Source organism: Streptomyces sp. NPDC040545, assembly GCF_055595065.1.
On record NZ_JBVIWA010000007.1, the window covers coordinates 238,159 to 255,808 of the forward strand.

The 17,650-nt window shown below is 65.9% G+C and carries 13 protein-coding genes and 1 pseudogene; 3 read left to right on the forward strand and 11 right to left on the reverse strand.

What is annotated here, in order from left to right; genetic code table 11:
• Window positions 1-54: 54 nt before the first annotated feature.
• Together ACZ573_RS16980 and ACZ573_RS16985 are read right to left on the reverse strand one after the other, a co-directional pair.
• The gene (locus ACZ573_RS16980; RefSeq protein ID WP_471304524.1) at window positions 55-1,290 is read right to left on the reverse strand and encodes a hypothetical protein; all 1,236 of its coding nucleotides are present in this window, start codon (window positions 1,288-1,290) and stop codon (window positions 55-57) included.
• Window positions 1,287-3,527 carry a sensor histidine kinase gene (locus ACZ573_RS16985; protein WP_471304527.1) on the reverse strand — a complete coding sequence of 747 codons (2,241 nt, stop codon included), beginning with the start codon at window positions 3,525-3,527 and terminating at the stop codon, window positions 1,287-1,289. Before ACZ573_RS16985 ends, ACZ573_RS16980 begins: the two co-directional genes overlap by 4 nt.
• Window positions 3,528-4,004: 477 nt before the next feature.
• Between ACZ573_RS16985 and dcm the strand changes: the two genes are divergently transcribed.
• On the forward strand, window positions 4,005-5,966 hold the full coding sequence (gene dcm / locus ACZ573_RS16990) for a DNA (cytosine-5-)-methyltransferase (RefSeq protein ID WP_471304530.1): 1,962 nt from the start codon (window positions 4,005-4,007) through the stop codon (window positions 5,964-5,966).
• A 94-nt stretch (window positions 5,967-6,060) separates the two neighbouring features.
• Here the strand turns inward: dcm and ACZ573_RS16995 are convergent, their stop codons facing one another.
• From ACZ573_RS16995 to ACZ573_RS17010, 4 genes are all read right to left on the reverse strand, one after another.
• On the reverse strand, window positions 6,061-8,070 hold the full coding sequence (locus ACZ573_RS16995; RefSeq protein ID WP_471304532.1) for an AIPR family protein: 2,010 nt from the start codon (window positions 8,068-8,070) through the stop codon (window positions 6,061-6,063).
• Window positions 8,063-9,073: a PD-(D/E)XK motif protein gene (locus ACZ573_RS17000; RefSeq protein ID WP_471304533.1), complete on the reverse strand. Its 1,011-nt coding sequence runs from the start codon at window positions 9,071-9,073 to the stop codon at window positions 8,063-8,065. Before ACZ573_RS17000 ends, ACZ573_RS16995 begins: the two co-directional genes overlap by 8 nt.
• Window positions 9,070-11,856: a Z1 domain-containing protein gene (locus tag ACZ573_RS17005; protein ID WP_471304536.1), complete on the reverse strand. Its 2,787-nt coding sequence runs from the start codon at window positions 11,854-11,856 to the stop codon at window positions 9,070-9,072. The genes ACZ573_RS17000 and ACZ573_RS17005 overlap by 4 nt, the downstream gene beginning before the upstream one ends.
• A 61-nt stretch (window positions 11,857-11,917) precedes the next feature.
• A complete protein-coding gene (locus ACZ573_RS17010; RefSeq protein WP_471304538.1) occupies window positions 11,918-13,393 on the reverse strand; it encodes an ATP-binding protein in 1,476 nt (491 codons plus the stop codon).
• An 836-nt stretch (window positions 13,394-14,229) separates the two neighbouring features.
• Here ACZ573_RS17010 and ACZ573_RS17015 point away from each other — a divergent pair.
• Window positions 14,230-14,343 (forward strand): annotated as a pseudogene (locus tag ACZ573_RS17015) (MarR family transcriptional regulator); the annotation flags it as partial.
• A gap of 24 nt (window positions 14,344-14,367) precedes the next feature.
• Window positions 14,368-14,556: a hypothetical protein gene (locus ACZ573_RS17020; protein ID WP_471304541.1), complete on the forward strand. Its 189-nt coding sequence runs from the start codon at window positions 14,368-14,370 to the stop codon at window positions 14,554-14,556.
• A gap of 14 nt (window positions 14,557-14,570) precedes the next feature.
• Here ACZ573_RS17020 and ACZ573_RS17025 read toward each other — a convergent pair whose 3' ends face one another.
• From ACZ573_RS17025 to ACZ573_RS17045, 5 genes are all read right to left on the reverse strand, one after another.
• On the reverse strand, window positions 14,571-14,849 hold the full coding sequence (locus ACZ573_RS17025; RefSeq protein ID WP_189743857.1) for a hypothetical protein: 279 nt from the start codon (window positions 14,847-14,849) through the stop codon (window positions 14,571-14,573).
• A gap of 99 nt (window positions 14,850-14,948) precedes the next feature.
• Window positions 14,949-15,461, reverse strand: a complete 513-nt coding sequence (locus ACZ573_RS17030) for a DUF5956 family protein (protein ID WP_471304544.1) — start codon at window positions 15,459-15,461, stop codon at window positions 14,949-14,951.
• Window positions 15,462-15,513: 52 nt separating this feature from the next.
• Window positions 15,514-16,110, reverse strand: coding sequence for an HD domain-containing protein (locus tag ACZ573_RS17035; protein WP_471304546.1), 597 nt, complete (start codon window positions 16,108-16,110; stop codon window positions 15,514-15,516).
• A 6-nt stretch (window positions 16,111-16,116) separates the two neighbouring features.
• The gene (gene codA / locus ACZ573_RS17040) at window positions 16,117-17,418 is read right to left on the reverse strand and encodes a cytosine deaminase (protein ID WP_471304550.1); all 1,302 of its coding nucleotides are present in this window, start codon (window positions 17,416-17,418) and stop codon (window positions 16,117-16,119) included.
• 64 nt (window positions 17,419-17,482) lie between these two features.
• The gene (locus ACZ573_RS17045) at window positions 17,483-17,650 is read right to left on the reverse strand and encodes a hypothetical protein (protein WP_202200505.1); all 168 of its coding nucleotides are present in this window, start codon (window positions 17,648-17,650) and stop codon (window positions 17,483-17,485) included.

The window sequence follows — 17,650 nt, forward strand, 5'->3', positions numbered from 1 at the left end:
ACGTCGGCCGAGGTGGAGTTGATTGTCAGCGCCCTCGCGCTCGCCGTGTAGTACTCAGGTGCCGAGTGCTACACCGTTCGGTGTGTCAGGCAAGGCCTGAGTAGGGATTGTTGCAGGCCTTGGCTTCTCTAGCCCCAGCAGCACCTGCACGTCGTCGAAACTGACGTCAGGTGTACCGATGCGGCCGACAGACCGGCTGTACGCGATCAGCATCGCCTCTGCGAAGGGGCTGTCTAGAGTGGCGACACGCCTCCACTCCCGTGCCTCCTCGAGCGGGACAGATCTGACGTTCTCGAAGTCGATCACGAGATTTGGGACATCGAGATAGCGGGGGAGCGCACGGTATCGATTGTCATCGACTCTGAAGGCACGCTTTGCCTGGCTCTTATCGCTACCACTCTTGGCGCTGGTCAGCCATGGATCAATGGCCGGGGACTCAGATCGGCTTTCGTCATCTGCGAACACCCGGTCGGCCCTGGCCAGGTGCACGTACTGGGCCTTGGCCGTGCGGGGCTTCGGGATGCTTGCATTCGGGTGGTCCTCGTACAGGTCGCACGCGGGGGTGAGGACCAGCCACCAACCGCCCTGAGGATCGACGAGAAGGTCAGTAGCCGTGAGGTGGTGGGTCACAGGCGGCATCAGGTAGACGCGTGCCGCTGATGACCGTCCGCCCGTGGTGAGCAGGTGGCCGTCCACGGTGCGGTCCAGCTCGTGGAGACCATTCTCTCGCAGCCACGCCGCAAGACGGTTGAGGACAACAGGAGCGAGCTCGTTCGGATCGGCGCCGGCCATCTCGACCCAGTGCGGAGCGACAACGTCACGCATGAAATCACGGACTTGGTGCTCGACCAGGCTAGAGATTCGACGTGTCAGCGTCGGCACGCCTGAGAGCAGCCCTTCTCGGACTGCTGGAGCGATTTCATCCAGATCGTTCTTGGTCACCACACCAATGAGAGGAGGATTCTCCAAGGCACGTACCCGCTCTGGGACACCAGTGTAGAAGACCACAGGCACCCATCTGACCTTGGCGATCTGCTCGTACACCTCGCGCCCACGCCCTTCGATATCCGCGGAAGGGCTGCCGTCGGCAGTGTCCCGGACATCGAGGATGACCAAGTCGAAGTCCTCGCGGCTCAGCCTCTCCTCGGCGGAGGCGAAGTCCTGCTCAACCTCGAAGTTGATGCTTCCCAGGTCCGCGAGTTCGTCCGTCAGGAGGTCCCTGAGGTCCTCCGTCATCTTGGCGTCGTCATCGACGATGAGCACGCGATACGCAACGTCTGGTGACGTCACCCAACTCTCCTTCTCAGTCTTGCCCGGAAACTTGCACCAGAGAGGGTGCCTGGGCTCACCAGCCACAGGTCGCCATCGTAGAAGTCCTTCACGACGCTGCCCGCGATGCTGAGGCCGAGACCGATACCGTCCGGCTTGTCACTGAAGTAAGTGTCGAAGATCAGGTCCTTGATCTCATCGCGCACCCCAGGGCCACTGTCACTGACCGTGATGTCCACCACGTCTGCTGCGCCTTCTTGAGCGCGCTCGGTCTCGATCAGGATCTCGCGATCTGTCCCGCCGGGAGTCGTGGACAACCAGTACACCGCGTTATTCACGAGATTGAGCACGAGCGTCCTGATGTCACCTGGCTCAGCGGTGACCATCACGTCCTCCCCGCCGATCGTCACGATCACGCCGTGCTTTGCGATCTCCGACTCCAGCACTGAGACGGCCTCGGAGATGCTCTGGTGAAGGGAGAGCTCGCGTGGGCGGCCGCGTTGCCTTCCGCTGAGAGGTTCGATGCGGGTAAAGAGCCGGTCGAGTGCCCTCTCCTGAGCGGTGAAATCGGTGTGCAGATCTCCGAGAGCGTCAGACAGGTCCGTGTCGTGGTCCTTGACCTTCGCGGTTACCTTCCTGAGCTTGCGGAGGTCGAAGGCGATGCGGGCCAATGCGGTGCGGCCATCGTGGAGTACGACGTCAACGAGGGTGCCGAGCGTCGCGAGCCGGGAGAACTGGGAGATGATCTCCTGGACCTTGCGGACGCCCTCGTTGATGGTCTCCGTGGCTGCTTCGATGGCACGACCCAGGACGACATCATTTGGATATCGCTCGGTGGCAACCTGCCGGAGCGGATCAAGATTGAAGCTCTGGAAGACTCCGTGACCGCGTCCACTTGGGGGGCCAGTCAGGAGGTGGGGCGTCAGCGCCACATCGGGCTCGGGGCGGCGCAACTTGTAGCGCTGGATCTCCAGCCTCGAGATCGCCTGCTGTATGACCGTTTTCAGTTCCTCGTACTCCGGGCTGTCGATCAGACCTTCCCGGTGCGAACGGTCTTGGAGACCCGGGTTGTCGTCCGCAGAGATGTAGACGAACCCGGCAACCTGATTGTTGGACAGTCTCATCGTCGGGTTGTTTACACGTCGCTGGTCGAACCCGAGCCAGTCATATCCCGACTCACCGAAGGGCTGGACCCGGAATCCGTCGCGGTACAAGGCCACGCCGCTGTTGTCCCGGATGAGCTTCCGCACATCGGTGAGATTCTTCGCACCTGTGTCGAGGTGGAAGAGAGGCTCGAGGGCCGACTTATCAAGATCCCACACACGGAAGTCCAGCTTCAGAGGTCCACAGGACGGTCTGTCCGAGTCGGTCCGGAGGTTCTCCTCGACAACTTCCACGGGCTCGTCCATACCGGCGTAGACCGCCAGGTTCGCGTTCCCGGCGGCGTCCACGGTGCCGACAAGCCGGTAGCGCGGGTGAGCCAACGTCTCGCTAGCCGATACGAAGCCGGCATGGTGGCGGAGCGGACCGTCGGGAGTGTCGATGTAGATAGCGAACTCCGGCTGGTCCGGCACCGAAAGCTCGGCAGGCGGTGGCGGAGGCAGGAGCCGGGACAGGGAACGTTTGAGGGCCTCGACAGCGTCAGGCCCCCAAGCCATACGTAGTCCCTCGAGCCGAGCTACAGTCCCGTGGCCGGCCGGAGCGTCATCCGAGGCAGTCTGAAATCCCTGGACGACCTCAGAGAAGTTCTGCTCTGCCTCGCCGTCCACCGCAAAGACAGACGGCGCAGTCGTCGACCACGAGACCGGGACCTCGTCCAGGTAGGCGTCGCCTTCCGTGAAATTGCCCCAGTCGATACGAAGGGTGACCTCCGGCTCGTGTACCCGACGCGTCGTGATGGTGGTGACGTGTGCCAAGCGGGCGGCGGCGAACCGGCCGATGCCCTTGGCGCCGAGCACTCGCCGTCCACCTGACTCGCTGCGAGGATTCCGATGCCTGTGCGGGGTAGCGATTTCCATCCAGGTGCCGCGGACTGTCTCCGGTGACATGCCGTGTCCGTTGTCCCACACCTCGATCGAGCCCACACCCTCCTCGAGCGGAGCGTTGAACCGAATCAGCACCAGGCTGGCATCCGCGTCGTAGGCGTTCTTCACCAGCTCGGTGAGTGCCACTCGCTCATTGCTGATCAGCTGCTCACCCAGGGTGCTCATCAGCCGTGCACGCGGCCGAAGATATGCCTCGGCACCCTCTGCTTCCACCCGAGCCCCACCTTCAGCCACTCTTCAGTCCTGCCCTCACGCACGGCGAGTGGACTGAATTCTATGGGCGGATACGGTGGGGGACCTGCGCGTAGAGGCGTAGCTGCGCATGGTCCGCGCTCGGAGTGGCTGGAAATCGCTCACTGAGGCGACTGCTCAGGGAGGTGCGCGCTCGAACGTGCCTTCTGGTGGGGGTCCTCGTTGAGACGTAGGTAGGGCGGAACGGCATGGCCCCAGTGAGGTCACTGGTGCTGTTGTCGGTGGCTTCCCGTACGATCGATCACTTCAGGGAGCGCCAGAACGTCATCTCAATGACATGACGGGCAAGCCTCGCCGACAGATGATGGCCGCTGGTGGATCGAGCCAGGTGAAGCCTACGGAATTCGGGGGCGCGGACCCGTCGGAACGGTTGCTTCCGCGAGCGTGTCCGTGTTCTCCTGGTGCTCGTTCGTCTCGTGCGTATTGGAGGGTTGTGCAATGGAGAAGGGGCAGTACGGCGTACCCCTGGAGCGGAGCGACTACCTTCCGCTGGAACCGCACGAGGAGAGCTGCTCTCCGGAGGGCTTCCGAGAATGGCTGAAGACCCACGGTAAAGGCAAGCGGCTGGCCGTCGACCTCTTCTCCGGGGCCGGCGGTCTGAGCTTCGGTGTGAAGCAGGCAGGTTGGACAGTCGCAGCTGCTGTCGACTTCGATGAGCGCGCGCTGGAGACCCACGCAGCGAACTTTCCCGGCATGAGCCTCCATATGGACCTCGGCAACCCCGACGAGCGAGATCGTTTGGTGGAGCTCCTGAAGGTTGCTGACATCGACCTGATCGCCGGCGGCCCTCCATGCCAGCCCTTCAGTCGTGCCGGGCGGAGCAAGATCCGGAATCTTGTCGCCAAGCACAACCGCGACCCAGAGGATCTTCGCAAGGAGTTGTGGCGTGCCTACCTAGACGTGGTCACGCGTGTCAGGCCCAGGGTCGTCCTCATGGAGAACGTGCCCGACATGGGGCTCGGCGATGACTTCTTCGTCGTGCGCACGATCGAGCAGCACTTGGAAGACCTCGGGTACGCCACGCAAGTCCGCCTTGTGGATGCTTGGCACTACGGCGTTCCGCAGCATCGGAAGCGGCTGATACTGCTCGCGAGGAACGACGTCGAGCACTTCGACTGGCAGCCGAAGCAGGAGGGCTTCACTAACCTCCGCGAGGCGATTGGTGATCTTCCCGGCCTCGATCCTCAGCCCATAGAGCGCGTCGGTGAACGGGAGATGTCGTACCGGATGCCAGACGCTCCCTCCGCCTTCGTGGAGATGATGCGCAAGGACGCTCCGGAGGGTGTGGTCTGGGACCACATGACGCGTCGGGTGCGTGCCGACGACTGGGAGATCTTCTCCAAGCACATGGACTCCAAGACCCTGTACTCGGACCTTCCGAAGAAGTTCCGCCGGTACAGCGACGAGCATTTCACGGACAAGTACAAGAAGCTGGCTTGGGATGAGCGAAGCCGTTCCATCACGGCACACATTGCCAAGGACGGCTACTGGTACATCCACCCGGACGAGCCTCGCACGCTCACTGTGCGTGAAGCCGCTCGGGTACAGACCTTCCCCGACTGGTTCCGGTTCGCTGGCACCCGTAGCGACGCTTTCCGACAGATCGGGAACGCAGTGCCCCCGCTGCTGGGCAAGGCTGCGGCCGAAGCACTCGCGCCTGTGGAGGGCGTACAAGCGCTACTCGGTGGGTTGCAGCCGCACTGGCGTCAGGTTCGCGAGGAACTGGTGTCCTGGGCTCGGGAGAGGCGGAATGGTGACGATTGGTGCCACCTCCCCGGAGAGCAGTTGTCGCAACTCGCGGCCACGGTGATTGCAGTTCTGTCTGGTGCCAAGCTGTCGGCACCTCAGCTGGACGAAATTCTGAAAGATGTGAAGTGGCGTAAGACGCTCACCTCCAAGGCGTTCCGGAATCTCTTGGAAGCCGCCCCCTCTGAGCGCGTCAGGGCGCGACTGGAGCGTCTTACTCCTCTCGTTGATGACACAGCCGCGTGGCAGAAGAGCAAGCGCCTCGAGATCCCCGAACGCCTCGAGCTCAAGCCGGCCGAAGCGTCGCTCTACCGCTTGCTCGTGGGTGAAGATCTCCTCTGGGTGGGCCAAGGGGCGCTGCGGGTTGCCGCGCGCTTGAACGACAGCGACGCGGACCGCACTAACAGACTCAGCGACGGCCGGGTCAACCTCGTGAGGCTTGTGGGCGCAGGGGGCGAAGATGCGCCCCTCCGCATGGCAGCGCTGCGACTCATCAGTAACACCGTTTGCAGCGCAAGTCAGCCGCTGTGCTCCGAATGCCCGCTGAGCAAACACTGCGCACGGAAGTCCGATGCTTCGGATGTTTCGATGACAGAGGGCAACAGGGGGACGGGGAGCAAGGACCACGGCGACAAGAAGCGGACGCCGAAGTAGACGGGACCGCTCTACTTGGTCATGACTCAACCAGCGCGCCGCTCACCGAGGCTGACCTCGAGGATTCAGCGTGGGGGTGAGGTGTCATCTACGTCTACGGGTCTGGGGTGAATCCGAGAGACAGGGCCTCGTTGCGAGCGTGCAGGGCCTGCACCGCCTGCGGCTCGGGGATCGCTTGGTCGAGCTCGAGCCGCCTTCCGACGTACTGGGCCAGCTGGCGCTGCGAGGGATCCAGGTTGTGTGTCTCCTTCGCCCACCGCTCGATCGCGTACCACTCGTCCGCGGGGACCGCCGTCACTTCGTCGCTCGCTCCCTTGACCCCTTCGGTGCCACCCGCGAGGGCCTCCTCGTCCAGAGCGTGGTCGCGGAGCTCCGCCTCCAAGGCGCGAGGCAAAGGCCAGGCCATGCGAGAAACGGCGTCCCAGCAGACTGCCTTCTTGGCCCACTCACCGACGTGGTTGCCCTCTCGCGGCCTGGTTACGACCTGCATGACTCTGGGGCATAGGTCGTCGATCGCGTCCTCGAGAGCCTGCGAGATCCGGTGTTCACGCCAGATCCGGTCGAGATCGATTCGCTGTCCTGTGGCGAGGGACAGGCGGGCCATGGTGTAGGCGGTGATCATGCTCTTGTAGCTGCCGGCCCCGTGGGTGTCCGCGATGCGGTCGACTGCCTTGAAGAGGACTGCCATCGCGATCACGCGCTGGCAGTACTGGACGTCGACGCGAGGGGGTGCCTCGCCTATGCGATCCATGAACGCGGCGAAGTTCTTCTGCGCTCCCCGGCTGACGTGGAACGGAAGACAGTTCCAGGAGTTGGCGTACTTCGCGAGGTCTGCCTTGGTGAACTTCTGCTTCGTCGGGTTGAGCTTCTTGAAGGTGCGCTGCTTCGCGGGGGTTCGGGCCTTGGCCACCTCATCGGTGTACTGGCCGCGTGCACGCTCGTAGAACCAGTGCGTCTCCTGACCGCTCCCGTCCGTCGCCGGAGCCCACAGAGACCGGGTGATCCGCTGGACGGCAACGTGGTACTCGTGGTTCGAGCTGAAGTCGACCAACGTGACTCGGTTCTGCGTGTTGGAGTACTCAGAGATCATCGGGACGATCTCCGCGAGTCTCTCCGGAGACACTTCCGTCAGCTTCATCTGCACCGTCACGTGAGACAGGTCCGCCTTGTCCCGATTCGACGCGTAGTGCAGCGAGGCCGTCGTCTGCCCACCGTTCACCACTTGGAGCCCATGCACTCGGGAGATCCCTGTCGGTCCACCGTCCGGGCCATACACGAAGTCGACCTGCGATGCGGTGGCCGTGATGCCGTTGTTGTATGCCAGGAACCTGCCGGGAGCGTGCAGCAGAGTCTCCCTGATGCCCCGGTTGACCGATCCCCTGGCCTGTAGGAAGGAACGGACGTTCAGCTCGAGGAGCCTGGTTCCATACTCCCCATACAGTTCGGCCAGCCGTTGGCCAGGGATCACCGCCATGGTCACCGAGTGGTCGGGCTCGCTGCTGGGAGCCGACACGCAGGGCAGCGGAGGGTCAAACGAGACCACGATGGGCTCGCTGATGCTGCCGGACGTAGCGTGGCGATGCAGCCGCGCCAGGTCCCACACCTCGTGGGTCACGGGGAGCCCGTCGAATTTGGTGGGCGGGATCGCAGTGCTGGTACCGACACGGTTGCTCAGGAGGAAGAGACGAATCCGCCGTACCTCGGTGAGCGCCTTCTCCACTGCCGCACACATGTCGTATACGTCGAAGGACTCGTCGATGTGCTGCCGCAGCCCGTCCCGGCACCGACGGACAAACGTGATGAGTCTCTTGAAGGCGGTCTCGGCCTGCCCCTTCGTGAGCTTGGACGCCAGCGGGTCCAAGTCGAAGTCCGTGACGAAGAGGTCGAGGCACTCCCCGGATTCCCCGATCCCGTATCCGTGAACCATGTGCCCATGCGCCCCGTGATACGCGGTGAACGTGTTGGAGGCGATACCAGCCTGCTCCAGGTCCTCAAACACTCGCCGAGTGAACGTCTCCGGAGTGGTGGTCCCCTCGGCGTCAGCTGTTGCCTGGACATCCACGACGAGGTCGCGGGCGTATTGGGACAGGTCGAGCTCAGGCATGGGTTCCCCCGATCAGTGCGGTCACCTCGTCGGCCGTGGCGCGATGCTGGTCCAGCCCCGAGGTGCTCACGTGGTACGTGCAGTCACCAACACCTTCGGGGAGATCAGCCTCGACGATTCTCGGGAAATCTTCCCGCACGTGCCAGAAGCGCAGGTCACGGGGGGTGTACCGAGGTTCTTCGTACAGGTCGCGTTGTTTGGGGAGGTAGCCGGCCTGCACGAGTCGGCCGTCGAAAGCCGCCCGCACGACAGGGCTGGTGAGCCGTTCACGTATCTGGTCCACCAAGCGATTCAGGCTCTCTCCCGAACCGCCCCGACGTTCGTCGAGCATGGCCAACGCTAGTAGGAGTGAGGGCGTTCCTGTGTCGTCCAGCTGGCGCTCGCTGGCGATCCGGATGCTACGGGGCCGCTTGGCTGTACTGGCCTTCGTCTCGACGGCGACTCCCGGCAGCTGGAAGTCCTGGTTGGCTCCACTCGGCCCCGTCCACGATTCAACGGCCTCGGATGGCCCGACGATGGGCAGGATATGGTCGCGCAGCACCAAGAGCTCGCCGACAAGCCCACGACGGGCCTCGGGGCCGAGACCGTCCCGCCCAACGGCACGCAGGAGGTCCTGCCACCGCTCGAACCTCTCCACGGCTGCGGTCAGAGCTGCTGCGGCCCCAGAGGCCACTCGGACCGTGTCGGCCACGTCGGTGACGAGTGGGTTGAACACCTCACGGAGTTCGTCGGCGATGAGGACCACTTGGAGCTCGTACTCGAGACGCGATGCAGCGATCAGGTTCATCTCCAAGCCAGCCGCGTCAGGAAGCCGGGTCACAGACCGCACGATGTGGTCCGCGGAGCGGGCGTCGGTTCTGAGGACGAGCATGCGCTGGTGTGCTGGTTGGGAGACAGACAAGAAGACGTCCAGCGGAGCGTCGGGATGCAGGCGGAGGCGGGACTGGCCTGGTGCACCCTGCGGTACCTCCAGCTCACGCCACTCCGCCTCGGTGACGGTCACTCCCCGTCCTGCTCGTCGTCGAAGGCGTCATCCAGGCCCTCCTGCTTCCAAATGCTGTTGACGACGTACTCCGTGTCCGATTGGTGCTCGGAGAGAGGGAAGTTCACCTGGAACCCCACCAGTGGAAGCTGCCTCTCGCCCTCCTCGCTCTTCGGTTCAATCATGTAGATCAGAAGCAATGCTTGGTCTGGTCGGCGCTTGTAGCGCAGCTGCTCACCAGATGGCGATTCCGGGACCTTCTCCTTACCCTTCTTCTTCGCAACCAGTCGTGTCGCCTCGAGTGCGGCATCCACTTGCGCCTTGTCGAGGCCGATCTGCTCGTCCCGAGGGCTTACGACTCGGCGGATGATGTACCGGCCATCAGTCTTGTACCCCGGGTCGTTCACCGGGGTACGGGTCACGGGCCCCACCGTGTGCCCCGCGACACTGTGGGGTTCCTTAGCCGTCGACTTCCCGATCAGGCACACCGTCCACTCCGCCAGCTCGTCCACGCTCGCGCATTGATCGATGTACTTCGCGATGAACCGCGGGCGGACCCTATGGGCCATCCCGTCCGTCACGTATCCCGAGAGGAAGTCAGAGACAGCCTCGCGGGGCACGCTGCTCCACTTGACCGTCCCGCCGGAAACCTCCGCTGTGCCCGTCGTGATGCCGTCGAGACGCCGGACGAAGTCCTCCAGTGTCTTGAGATTGTGTTCCCTAGCCCTCTGCGAGGAGTTGAAGAGCGTCGTCTCCGGACCCTCGCCGGAGTAGCTGAGTTTTACAGGCGTCCCCTGCCTCATCTTGTTGGGGGCGGTAATCGTGAGTCCGAGCGAGGAAGCTCGCACCTTCAATCCGAAATCCCTCGGCGTTAGGTTGAGCGCCGCCATCTCCTCGACCTCACGGCGCAGTTCGTCAGTTGCGGCCGTGACCTCGACGTATTTCGCCTGAAGGTCGGGGGTGGTGTACAGGCGGCACAAGTCCTCGTGGCCCGGTCGGTACCCGAACCACCGTCCCATCTGAAGGAGGGTGTCGTACGTGTTCGAGGTACGCAGGTAGTAGCTGACGGTCAAGCCCTCCAGAGTCAGCCCTCGGGACAGCTTCTGGCCACCGATCGCGATGACCGACAGGCCGTTCCTCCGGTGATCGTAGTAGTCGAGCGCATCACGCGAGGCGCCGTTCACGGTCTTGACGACGATCTTGCGTAGCGCAGGCAGGAGCTGGCTGGACACCTCCTCCCACGTGACGGGCTCGGCCTCGTCCACAGGGAAGTGGTCCATTGTGGGGACAAAGTCGCGCTCCCAGAGGGCCTGGAACTCCGCCATGCGCTCGGAGGCCTGCCCGTAACGGTCACGGAGAGAGTCCACGAGTAGGCGCAGGTGATCGTCCACCTGGTCGCGCACGATTCCCTGGACCGCGGTGAAGCGGGTGACGTGCACGAGCATGGAGTTGTGCACCCTCATCTGTCCCCGCGCTCTCCGAGCAGCGGAGGCCAGAACGAACGAGGCGATCGCCTCGCGCAACGACTCTGGGAGGTTGTCGGAGGGGACGAACGAGGACTTGTGCTTGGTCGGGATCCAGTTCTCCGCATCGTCAACGGATCGGACCAACGGCAGCGGAGCGATGTCATCCTCGTCGTCGATGTCGACTTGGAGGCCGAAGACCCGCTCCGGACCGAGATAGTTAGAGGGTGAGGGGAGAGTGCGGATGAAGCTGTCGGGAAAGAGATCAGAGCCGAAAGTCGCGTGCTCGACGTCGGGGTCGATGTAAATGTTGGCGAAGGGCGTCGCGGTGTATCCGACGTAGGCCGACTTCTCGAAGCTCTGCATCAGTTCACGGATTGCACCGTTGGTCTTGGTCGGGTCCGCCTCGGGGTCACGCTTGGTGTTGATCGTGGCGTTGTCAGCCTCATCGTCGATGACGAACAGCGGAATATCACGTACGGCCTTACGCCCCGATTCATCCTCCGTTCCCTGCACCTCCGTCACCCAGTTGCGCAGGTACTCGAGGATCTTCCAGTGCTTCTTCACCACGAGCACGACCGGGAAGTGCCCGAGGTGAACGGAGTTGAATGCATTCGCTGTCTGGCGCCCGAAGTCACCCTTCTCGGAACTGTTGGTCGGTGACGCGATGACCAGCCTCTTGCCGGGCATCCGCCCCGCACCCATACGGCTGGACTTCCCCGCCTCGTTGGAACGCTGCTGGTGCTGCGAGTCGAATCCGAGAAGACCCTCGTCCACACGCAGCTGTGTCTGGCTCCGCAGGTCGTTGTGGATGCCGGCGAGAATCACGACGAGCTGGTACCCGGCGTCTACCGCCTTCGAGGCGAGCCCGATGTACTGGCCGGTCTTACCCGACTGGACCTGCCCGATTACCAGCCCCGTGCGGCGCCAGGAACCTTCCCGACGCGGGTCCTCGAGTTGGCTCAGCACTTCGTCCGTGCTCTGGTCCAAGCGACGTACGACGACTGGAGGCAGGTTCTTGACGTCCTCGAGATAGCGGCGGTAGCGCTCCCAGAAGTCCCACTCACGGTCGTTCTTGGCCTCCGGCAACCAGACCTTGTGGCCCGTGTCGCTTTCCAGCCCGGAGGAACCCTCCTGGAACACAGCTGTCATGGCCTCGATCTCCTTGGCCAACCGCTCCCGGTCCACTACCTCGCCCTGGCCGGCCAACATGCCGAAGATGACCGTGACCGCGGCCTGTACTTCCTCGGGGGAAGGCTGGCGGTCCTGGGAGAACATCGCGAGAACCAAGCGACGTGCCTTGGCAAGGGACTCGTCAGAATCCTCAGGGGTGACACTCACGGCGGACCTCCGGTTGACGGAAATGGATTCGGGCAGGCTGCGGACAACAGTTGGCAACGGGTCACCCGCTCCAGAAGCCCTGCATTTGGTCGAAGGGCGGCATGTGCCGTAGGCGTTCACGAGCGGCGGCGGGCGAGCGACCGTCGGAGACCATCGCCTCGTAGATCCGCTGCGCAACCTCTGTCGCTCCGGCGCTGGCCGGCCCGGAGCCGCCGAAGGGTTCGGGGTCGTCGCTGGTGTCCGTCTCGTGCATCACGCGGAGGGCAGTGACCGGCACCGTCTCCTCCAGCAGACGGATCAGTGCACGCACGTCATCCGAACCGGCTCCACCGGGACGCAGAGCTGCCTTCACCAGCGGGTGCCCCCGGTTGATCCTGCAGGTGACCTGGTCGTCGACGCGACGAACGTTCCACGCGTACAGCAGCGGATCCCCGTGCGTCCGCGCTGCTATCTGTCCGCGGTGGCGAAGGACGTCGGCAGCCCTTCTCCTGGCCTGAAGAGCGATACGGCGAAGATGAGAACGCAGGGCGACGGGTGGGACGACGCTGGACTTCCGTACGTCCACCCCCCATTCGACATCCGTCTCGGCCGGGATGTCCACAGCGATCCGCGCCAGGTTGTACTTCTCCTCGCGACGCAACCCGCGCTGTCCGAGCCAGTCGCCCGCCAGGATCAGGCGGTCCCGGCGGTACACATAGAACCCCTGCTGGTCGAGCCAGCCGCGTGGGCCACCGGCCTTCTCATACTCGTCCGGCGTGAGCCTCTGTGCGCTGGGGAGTACGAACGCCTCCACCCGCACGAAACCGGCTCCCAGGGGCAGACGCTCGACGGGAAGTGGTTGTACGGACGGGTGGCGGGACAAGAAGGGATCCCAGGGCTCGACGGAGCTGCCGGACACCCGCAGGGTGCGGCGTCTGCCTCCGGTGAGGAACCGAGCGAAGACCATACCCAGATGAGATTCCGTACGGGCGGCCTCCGTGTAGAACTGCTTCTGGGTCCGCTCGTCCTCCACGGTTACCGCGTCGACGTGGTAACCGTTGAGCCGCCGCCACAACACGATGGTGCCGTGGTCCGCCGTACCGCGGATCCTGTCGAGCAGGTCAGCCGTCGTCTGATCCGCACTGTGCAGCAACCTCCACTCGCCGAATTCCTCAACAACGTCGAGATCCCACGTGCGGGCGTGCCACACCCCTGAAGTGGCGGTGGCCACTGTGAGCTGTCGAGCCTGTGAGAACGACGCTGACTTCAGACCGACTCCGAATCGCCCCAGGTCCGTCGCACTGCGCGGTGTCGCGGGGCCGCGTGCAGCCACGGTCATGGCGGTCACGAGCTCGGCAGCATTCATCCCGTCGCCGTCGTCGACGACGGCGATCCAGGAGTCCCGCCCGGCCCACGTGAATTCGACGTCGACGTTGCACGCGTGTGCGGAAATGCTGTTGTCCACGAGATCTGCGATGGCTGCGGGGAGCGAGTAGCCGAGTGAGCTGAGCGAGGCGACCATACCCGCCGGTTCTGGGGCTGCTATTTCGTAGGTCATGCCCAGTTCCAGCCCTGCTCCCGTTCCGGTCACCGATCAGCGATGAGGCAGTCCCAGAGATCGAGCGGCACCGAGTAGGCGGGTACGCGAGACGTCCACGCCTAGTTCCACTGCCTCATGTGAATTGAGCCCCCATCAGAGCCGATGGTAAGGGAGATGGAGGAGGAAGGTCCTGGCGTTGCTGATCTTCGTTACCTCCGCCTCCAGACGCGGCAATCTACAGACGGTGCCGGGGCGGGTGGACGTCTGGCTCCGGACTCTGAGGCCGCAGATCTCTACCTGAGGCTCGTGTCCTTCCTCGCGACTCGTTCTCGCCAGGCCGATCAGGTGAGGGCTCCGACAGCTAGCGAGCCGAGAATCGCACCCCAGTCGATGACGTGGGGCCGGCCGGGGAAGAGGCGAAGGACGGGGCGGTGCCGGCGGAACCCTGAGCTCGGACGGCCGGAAGCGGCGCGAGTCTCCCCTGGGCGAGGGAGGGTCGGTCGCTGACTGGAGCATCCGCACCCTCGCCATTCGGGGTGGACGGCAAGTGATCACGGGTCGGCTGACATCGGCTGCTGGGAGCCGTCTGGGAGCCAACCAGCTCCCCGAGACCCCTCCGGACCACGCCAGGCCAGCCGAGGCCGATGCCCTGACCAGGGGAAACGTGGTTTGTGCTGGTGGGGATCTTGGGTGGACCTCGTTCGGGACGAAGAGGTCGTGGGTTCAAATCCCGCCACCCCGACGCTGAAGTACCAGGTGAGAGCCGGTGCAGAGAAATCTGCGCCGGCTCTTTCCGCGTCTGGGTGACCAACTGAGTGACTACGGCTTCCGAGCGTCCCTGACGTGCCGGCGGGCTCACCTCCGGGGAGCTCGCGGCCCGGACGGGGCTCACGACGGGGGCGACGACGCGGCTGATCGACCGGCTGGAGCGTGCGGGGTACGTACGGCGCACCTCCGACCCCGGCGACCGGCGCAAGGTCGTGGTCGAGGCCGTGCCCGGGGCACTGGCGCAGGTCGAGGCCGTGGCGCCGGCCCGGAAGCGGATCGGCGAGGTGCTCGCCGGGTACTCGCCGGAGCAGCAGGAGCTGCTCTTCGACTACTTCCGGCGTGCGGCCCCCGCGTTCCGGGAGGCGACGGAGGAGATCCGGTCCGCGACGCAGGAGCGCAGGGGAGGCCGGTAGCCGGTGGCCGCCCGTCAGTAGGGGCGGGGAGACATGATGTGCGGCTCGATGGCCGGGGCCTCGAAGATGCAGCGGGGTACGCCCGGCCCGGGCGTCGCGCGGACGGAGACCTGTGTCGGTGGATCCGTCGGCAGCTCGACGTGCACGGTCACGGGGTGGTCGTCGTGCGTCGTGGCGTGTCCGGTCTCCTTGCCGTCGACCAGTACCTCCACGACGGCAGTGTGCCCGGTCTGGACCGTGGCGCTGACCGAGTGCCCGTCGTGGTCGATGTGGAAGTGATGGCGCCGACCCATGAGATCGCCTCCCGGCAGTACCCCCTCAGGACCAGGGTAGCCACGGGAGCCCGGAACGGCCCTGTCGTGACCGCGGGCGTGCGGCTGCGGGCGGGGGCTCTACTCCTCGGGCGCGGCGAGCCCGGCGAGTTCGGCGCGGGCCAGGGCGAGGAAGGCCGCGGAGGGCCGGGCCTCCACGGCGCGCGCCTCGGCCAGGTCGTCCAGGTGGTCGAGGAGCGCGCCGAGGGTGGTGAAGGGTCCGACCGGGCGGAGCAGCCACAGGCGCCCCCGCGGGCGGGGCGGGAGCCCGAGCCCGGCGAGGGCCTCGTCGGCCTCGCGGTCGAGGTCCCGGAGGTCGGGCTCGGGCAGCGGGGCGCACTCCACGCCGGTGATGTGGCCGTGGCCGTCGAGGGCGGTGTCCACCGCCCAGTGGGTGGACCGGTCGGGGATCCAGGTGCGGGCCGCGGGGGGCCAGACGTACGGGAGGAACACCCACCGCAGGTCCTCGGGGGCCGGCTCCCAGCCGAGCACCTCCAGCTCCCGCATCTCCGGCAGCCGGTCCGGCTCCAGTTCGCTGCGGCCGGTACGGCGCAGTGCGAGCGGGTGCGGTGTTCCGTCCTCGTCCCACGACATGCGGGCACGTTATCCGACACCGTGCCCGATATGCGTGACCGCGCGTACGGGGCTACTCCCGCGGCCGGTCCAGCGGGTTGGCGGCGATCCGGCCGGCCGCGCCGCCGGCCACGTACGCGGCCGCCGCGCAGTCGGGCTTGCGTACGGCCTGGTCCTCGACGAGCGCGAGGAACGCGGCGCCGAAGTCGCCCCGCGGGTACGCGGCGAGGAGGTCGGCCGTGAAGGCGGGATCGAACTCGGCGACGCGCAGGCCCGACACGTCCGCGCTCGTACCGACCTGCAGCAGGTGGCTCTCCACGTCCTCGGCCGCGCTCACGTCGTCCCGCATGTGCAGGACGACGACCTCCTCGGCGCGCGCCCGGCGGGCCGCCGGCCAGCCCAGACCAGCCGTCAGGACGCGCGCGACATGGCCGCCCGCCTCCTCGAAGGGCAGGGTGTGGCTGTCGAAGGGCGCGGTCAGGCCCAGATCGTGCACCAGGGCGCTGACGTAGAGGAGTTCCGCGTCGTACGCCAGCCCGTGCTGCTCCGCGTACCGGGCCCCGAAGGCGTAGGAACGGACCGAGTGGTTCAGGAGGGTCGTGTCCGCGTACTCCGAAGCGATCTCGAGAGCTGCGCGGGCCGATGCTGTGTCAAGCGTCCACGTCTTCATGGGGCGTCAGCGTAGGTGGCGGCTGAAATCGATCTCGGACGGGGGCTCCCCCGGCCAGTTCAGCCGGGTCGGGGCGGGCGGGGTCTCGGCGAGGACGGTCCCGCGCGAGACGACGTACCGCGGGCGGACCTGGCGGCGGATCGCCTCCTCGGGCGACGGGGCCGGGAGCAGCACGAAGGAGGCGGGGGCGCCCGCGGTGATGCCGTACTCCGTCTCCGCGAGGCCGAGCACCCGCGCCGCACGCTCCGTCACCATCGAGAAGGCCAGCGGGATCTCGTCGGCGCCGGTGAGCTGGGCGGCGTACAGCCCGACGAGGGCGGTCTGCAGCGGGTTGGCGGTGCCCAGCGCGTTCCAGGGGTCCATCACGTCGTCGTGGCCGAAGGCGACGTTGACCCCGGCCGCCAGCATCTCCTTGACCTGGGTGAGCCCGCGCCGCTTGGGGTAGGCGTCGAAGCGACCCTGAAGGCCCAGGTTGGCGAAGGGGTTGGAGACCAGGTTGATGCCGGAGCGGGCGAGCAGCCGCTGGAGTTTGAAGCTGTACGCGCCGTTGTAGGAGCCCATGGCCGTCGTGTGCGAGGCCGTGGCGCGCTCCCGCAGCCCCGAGCGCAGGGCCAGGGTGGCGAGCACCTCCACGAAACGGGACTGCTCGTCGTCGATCTCGTCGCAGTGCGCGTCCACCCGCAGGCCGTGCTCCTCGGCCAGCGCGAAGGCCGTGTGCAGCGAGGCGAGGCCGTCCTCGCGGGTGTCCTCGAAGTGCGGGATCGCTCCGACGACGTCAGCCCCGCGGGCGACGGCCTCGCGCATCAGTCCCTCGCCGCCCGGGAAGGAGACGATGCCCTCTTGCGGGAAGGCCACGATCTGCAGGGTCATGAAGTCCCGCACCCGGTCGCGCACCTCCAGCAGCGCTTCGAGCGCGGTGAGGTCCGGGTCGGTGACGTCGCAGTGCGTCCGCACGTGCAGCACCCCGTGGGCGGCCTGCCAGCGCAGCACCTCGGTGGCCCGCGCGATCACGTCCTCGCGGGTCAGGGTCCGCTTGCGTTCGCTCCAGCAGGCGATGCCCTCCCACAGGGTGCCGGAGGCGTTGTGGCGGGGCTCGCCGGCGGTCAGCGCCGTGTCGAGGTGGATGTGCGGCTCGACGAAGGGAGGCGTGAGCAGGCCGCCGTGGGCCTCGATGAGGATGCCGGTGACCGGTGGTTCCTTCTGATCGTCGTACGGGACGACCCGCGCGATGCGGCCGTCCTCCGCGACCTCGACGTCGGACAGGCCGTGGGTGTGCAGCAGCCGGGCGCCCCGGACGATCATCCGCATGGCGCCAGCCTAGGCAGACATCCGGCGCAGCGGGCCCAGCCGCGCCAGCGGGCCCACCCGTGGCCTAGCCGCGCTTGGCCTGGGCCTTCTGCTGCATGCCGCGCGTCTTCGCGGCGGTGTTGTGGAGGTCCCGGACCGCGGCCTTGGCGCGGGCCTCCGCGGCCGTGTTCTTCGCCAGCGCGCGCTCGGAGTCCTGGTGGCTGTGGTGCCCGGTGCGGGCCTTCTTGGCCAT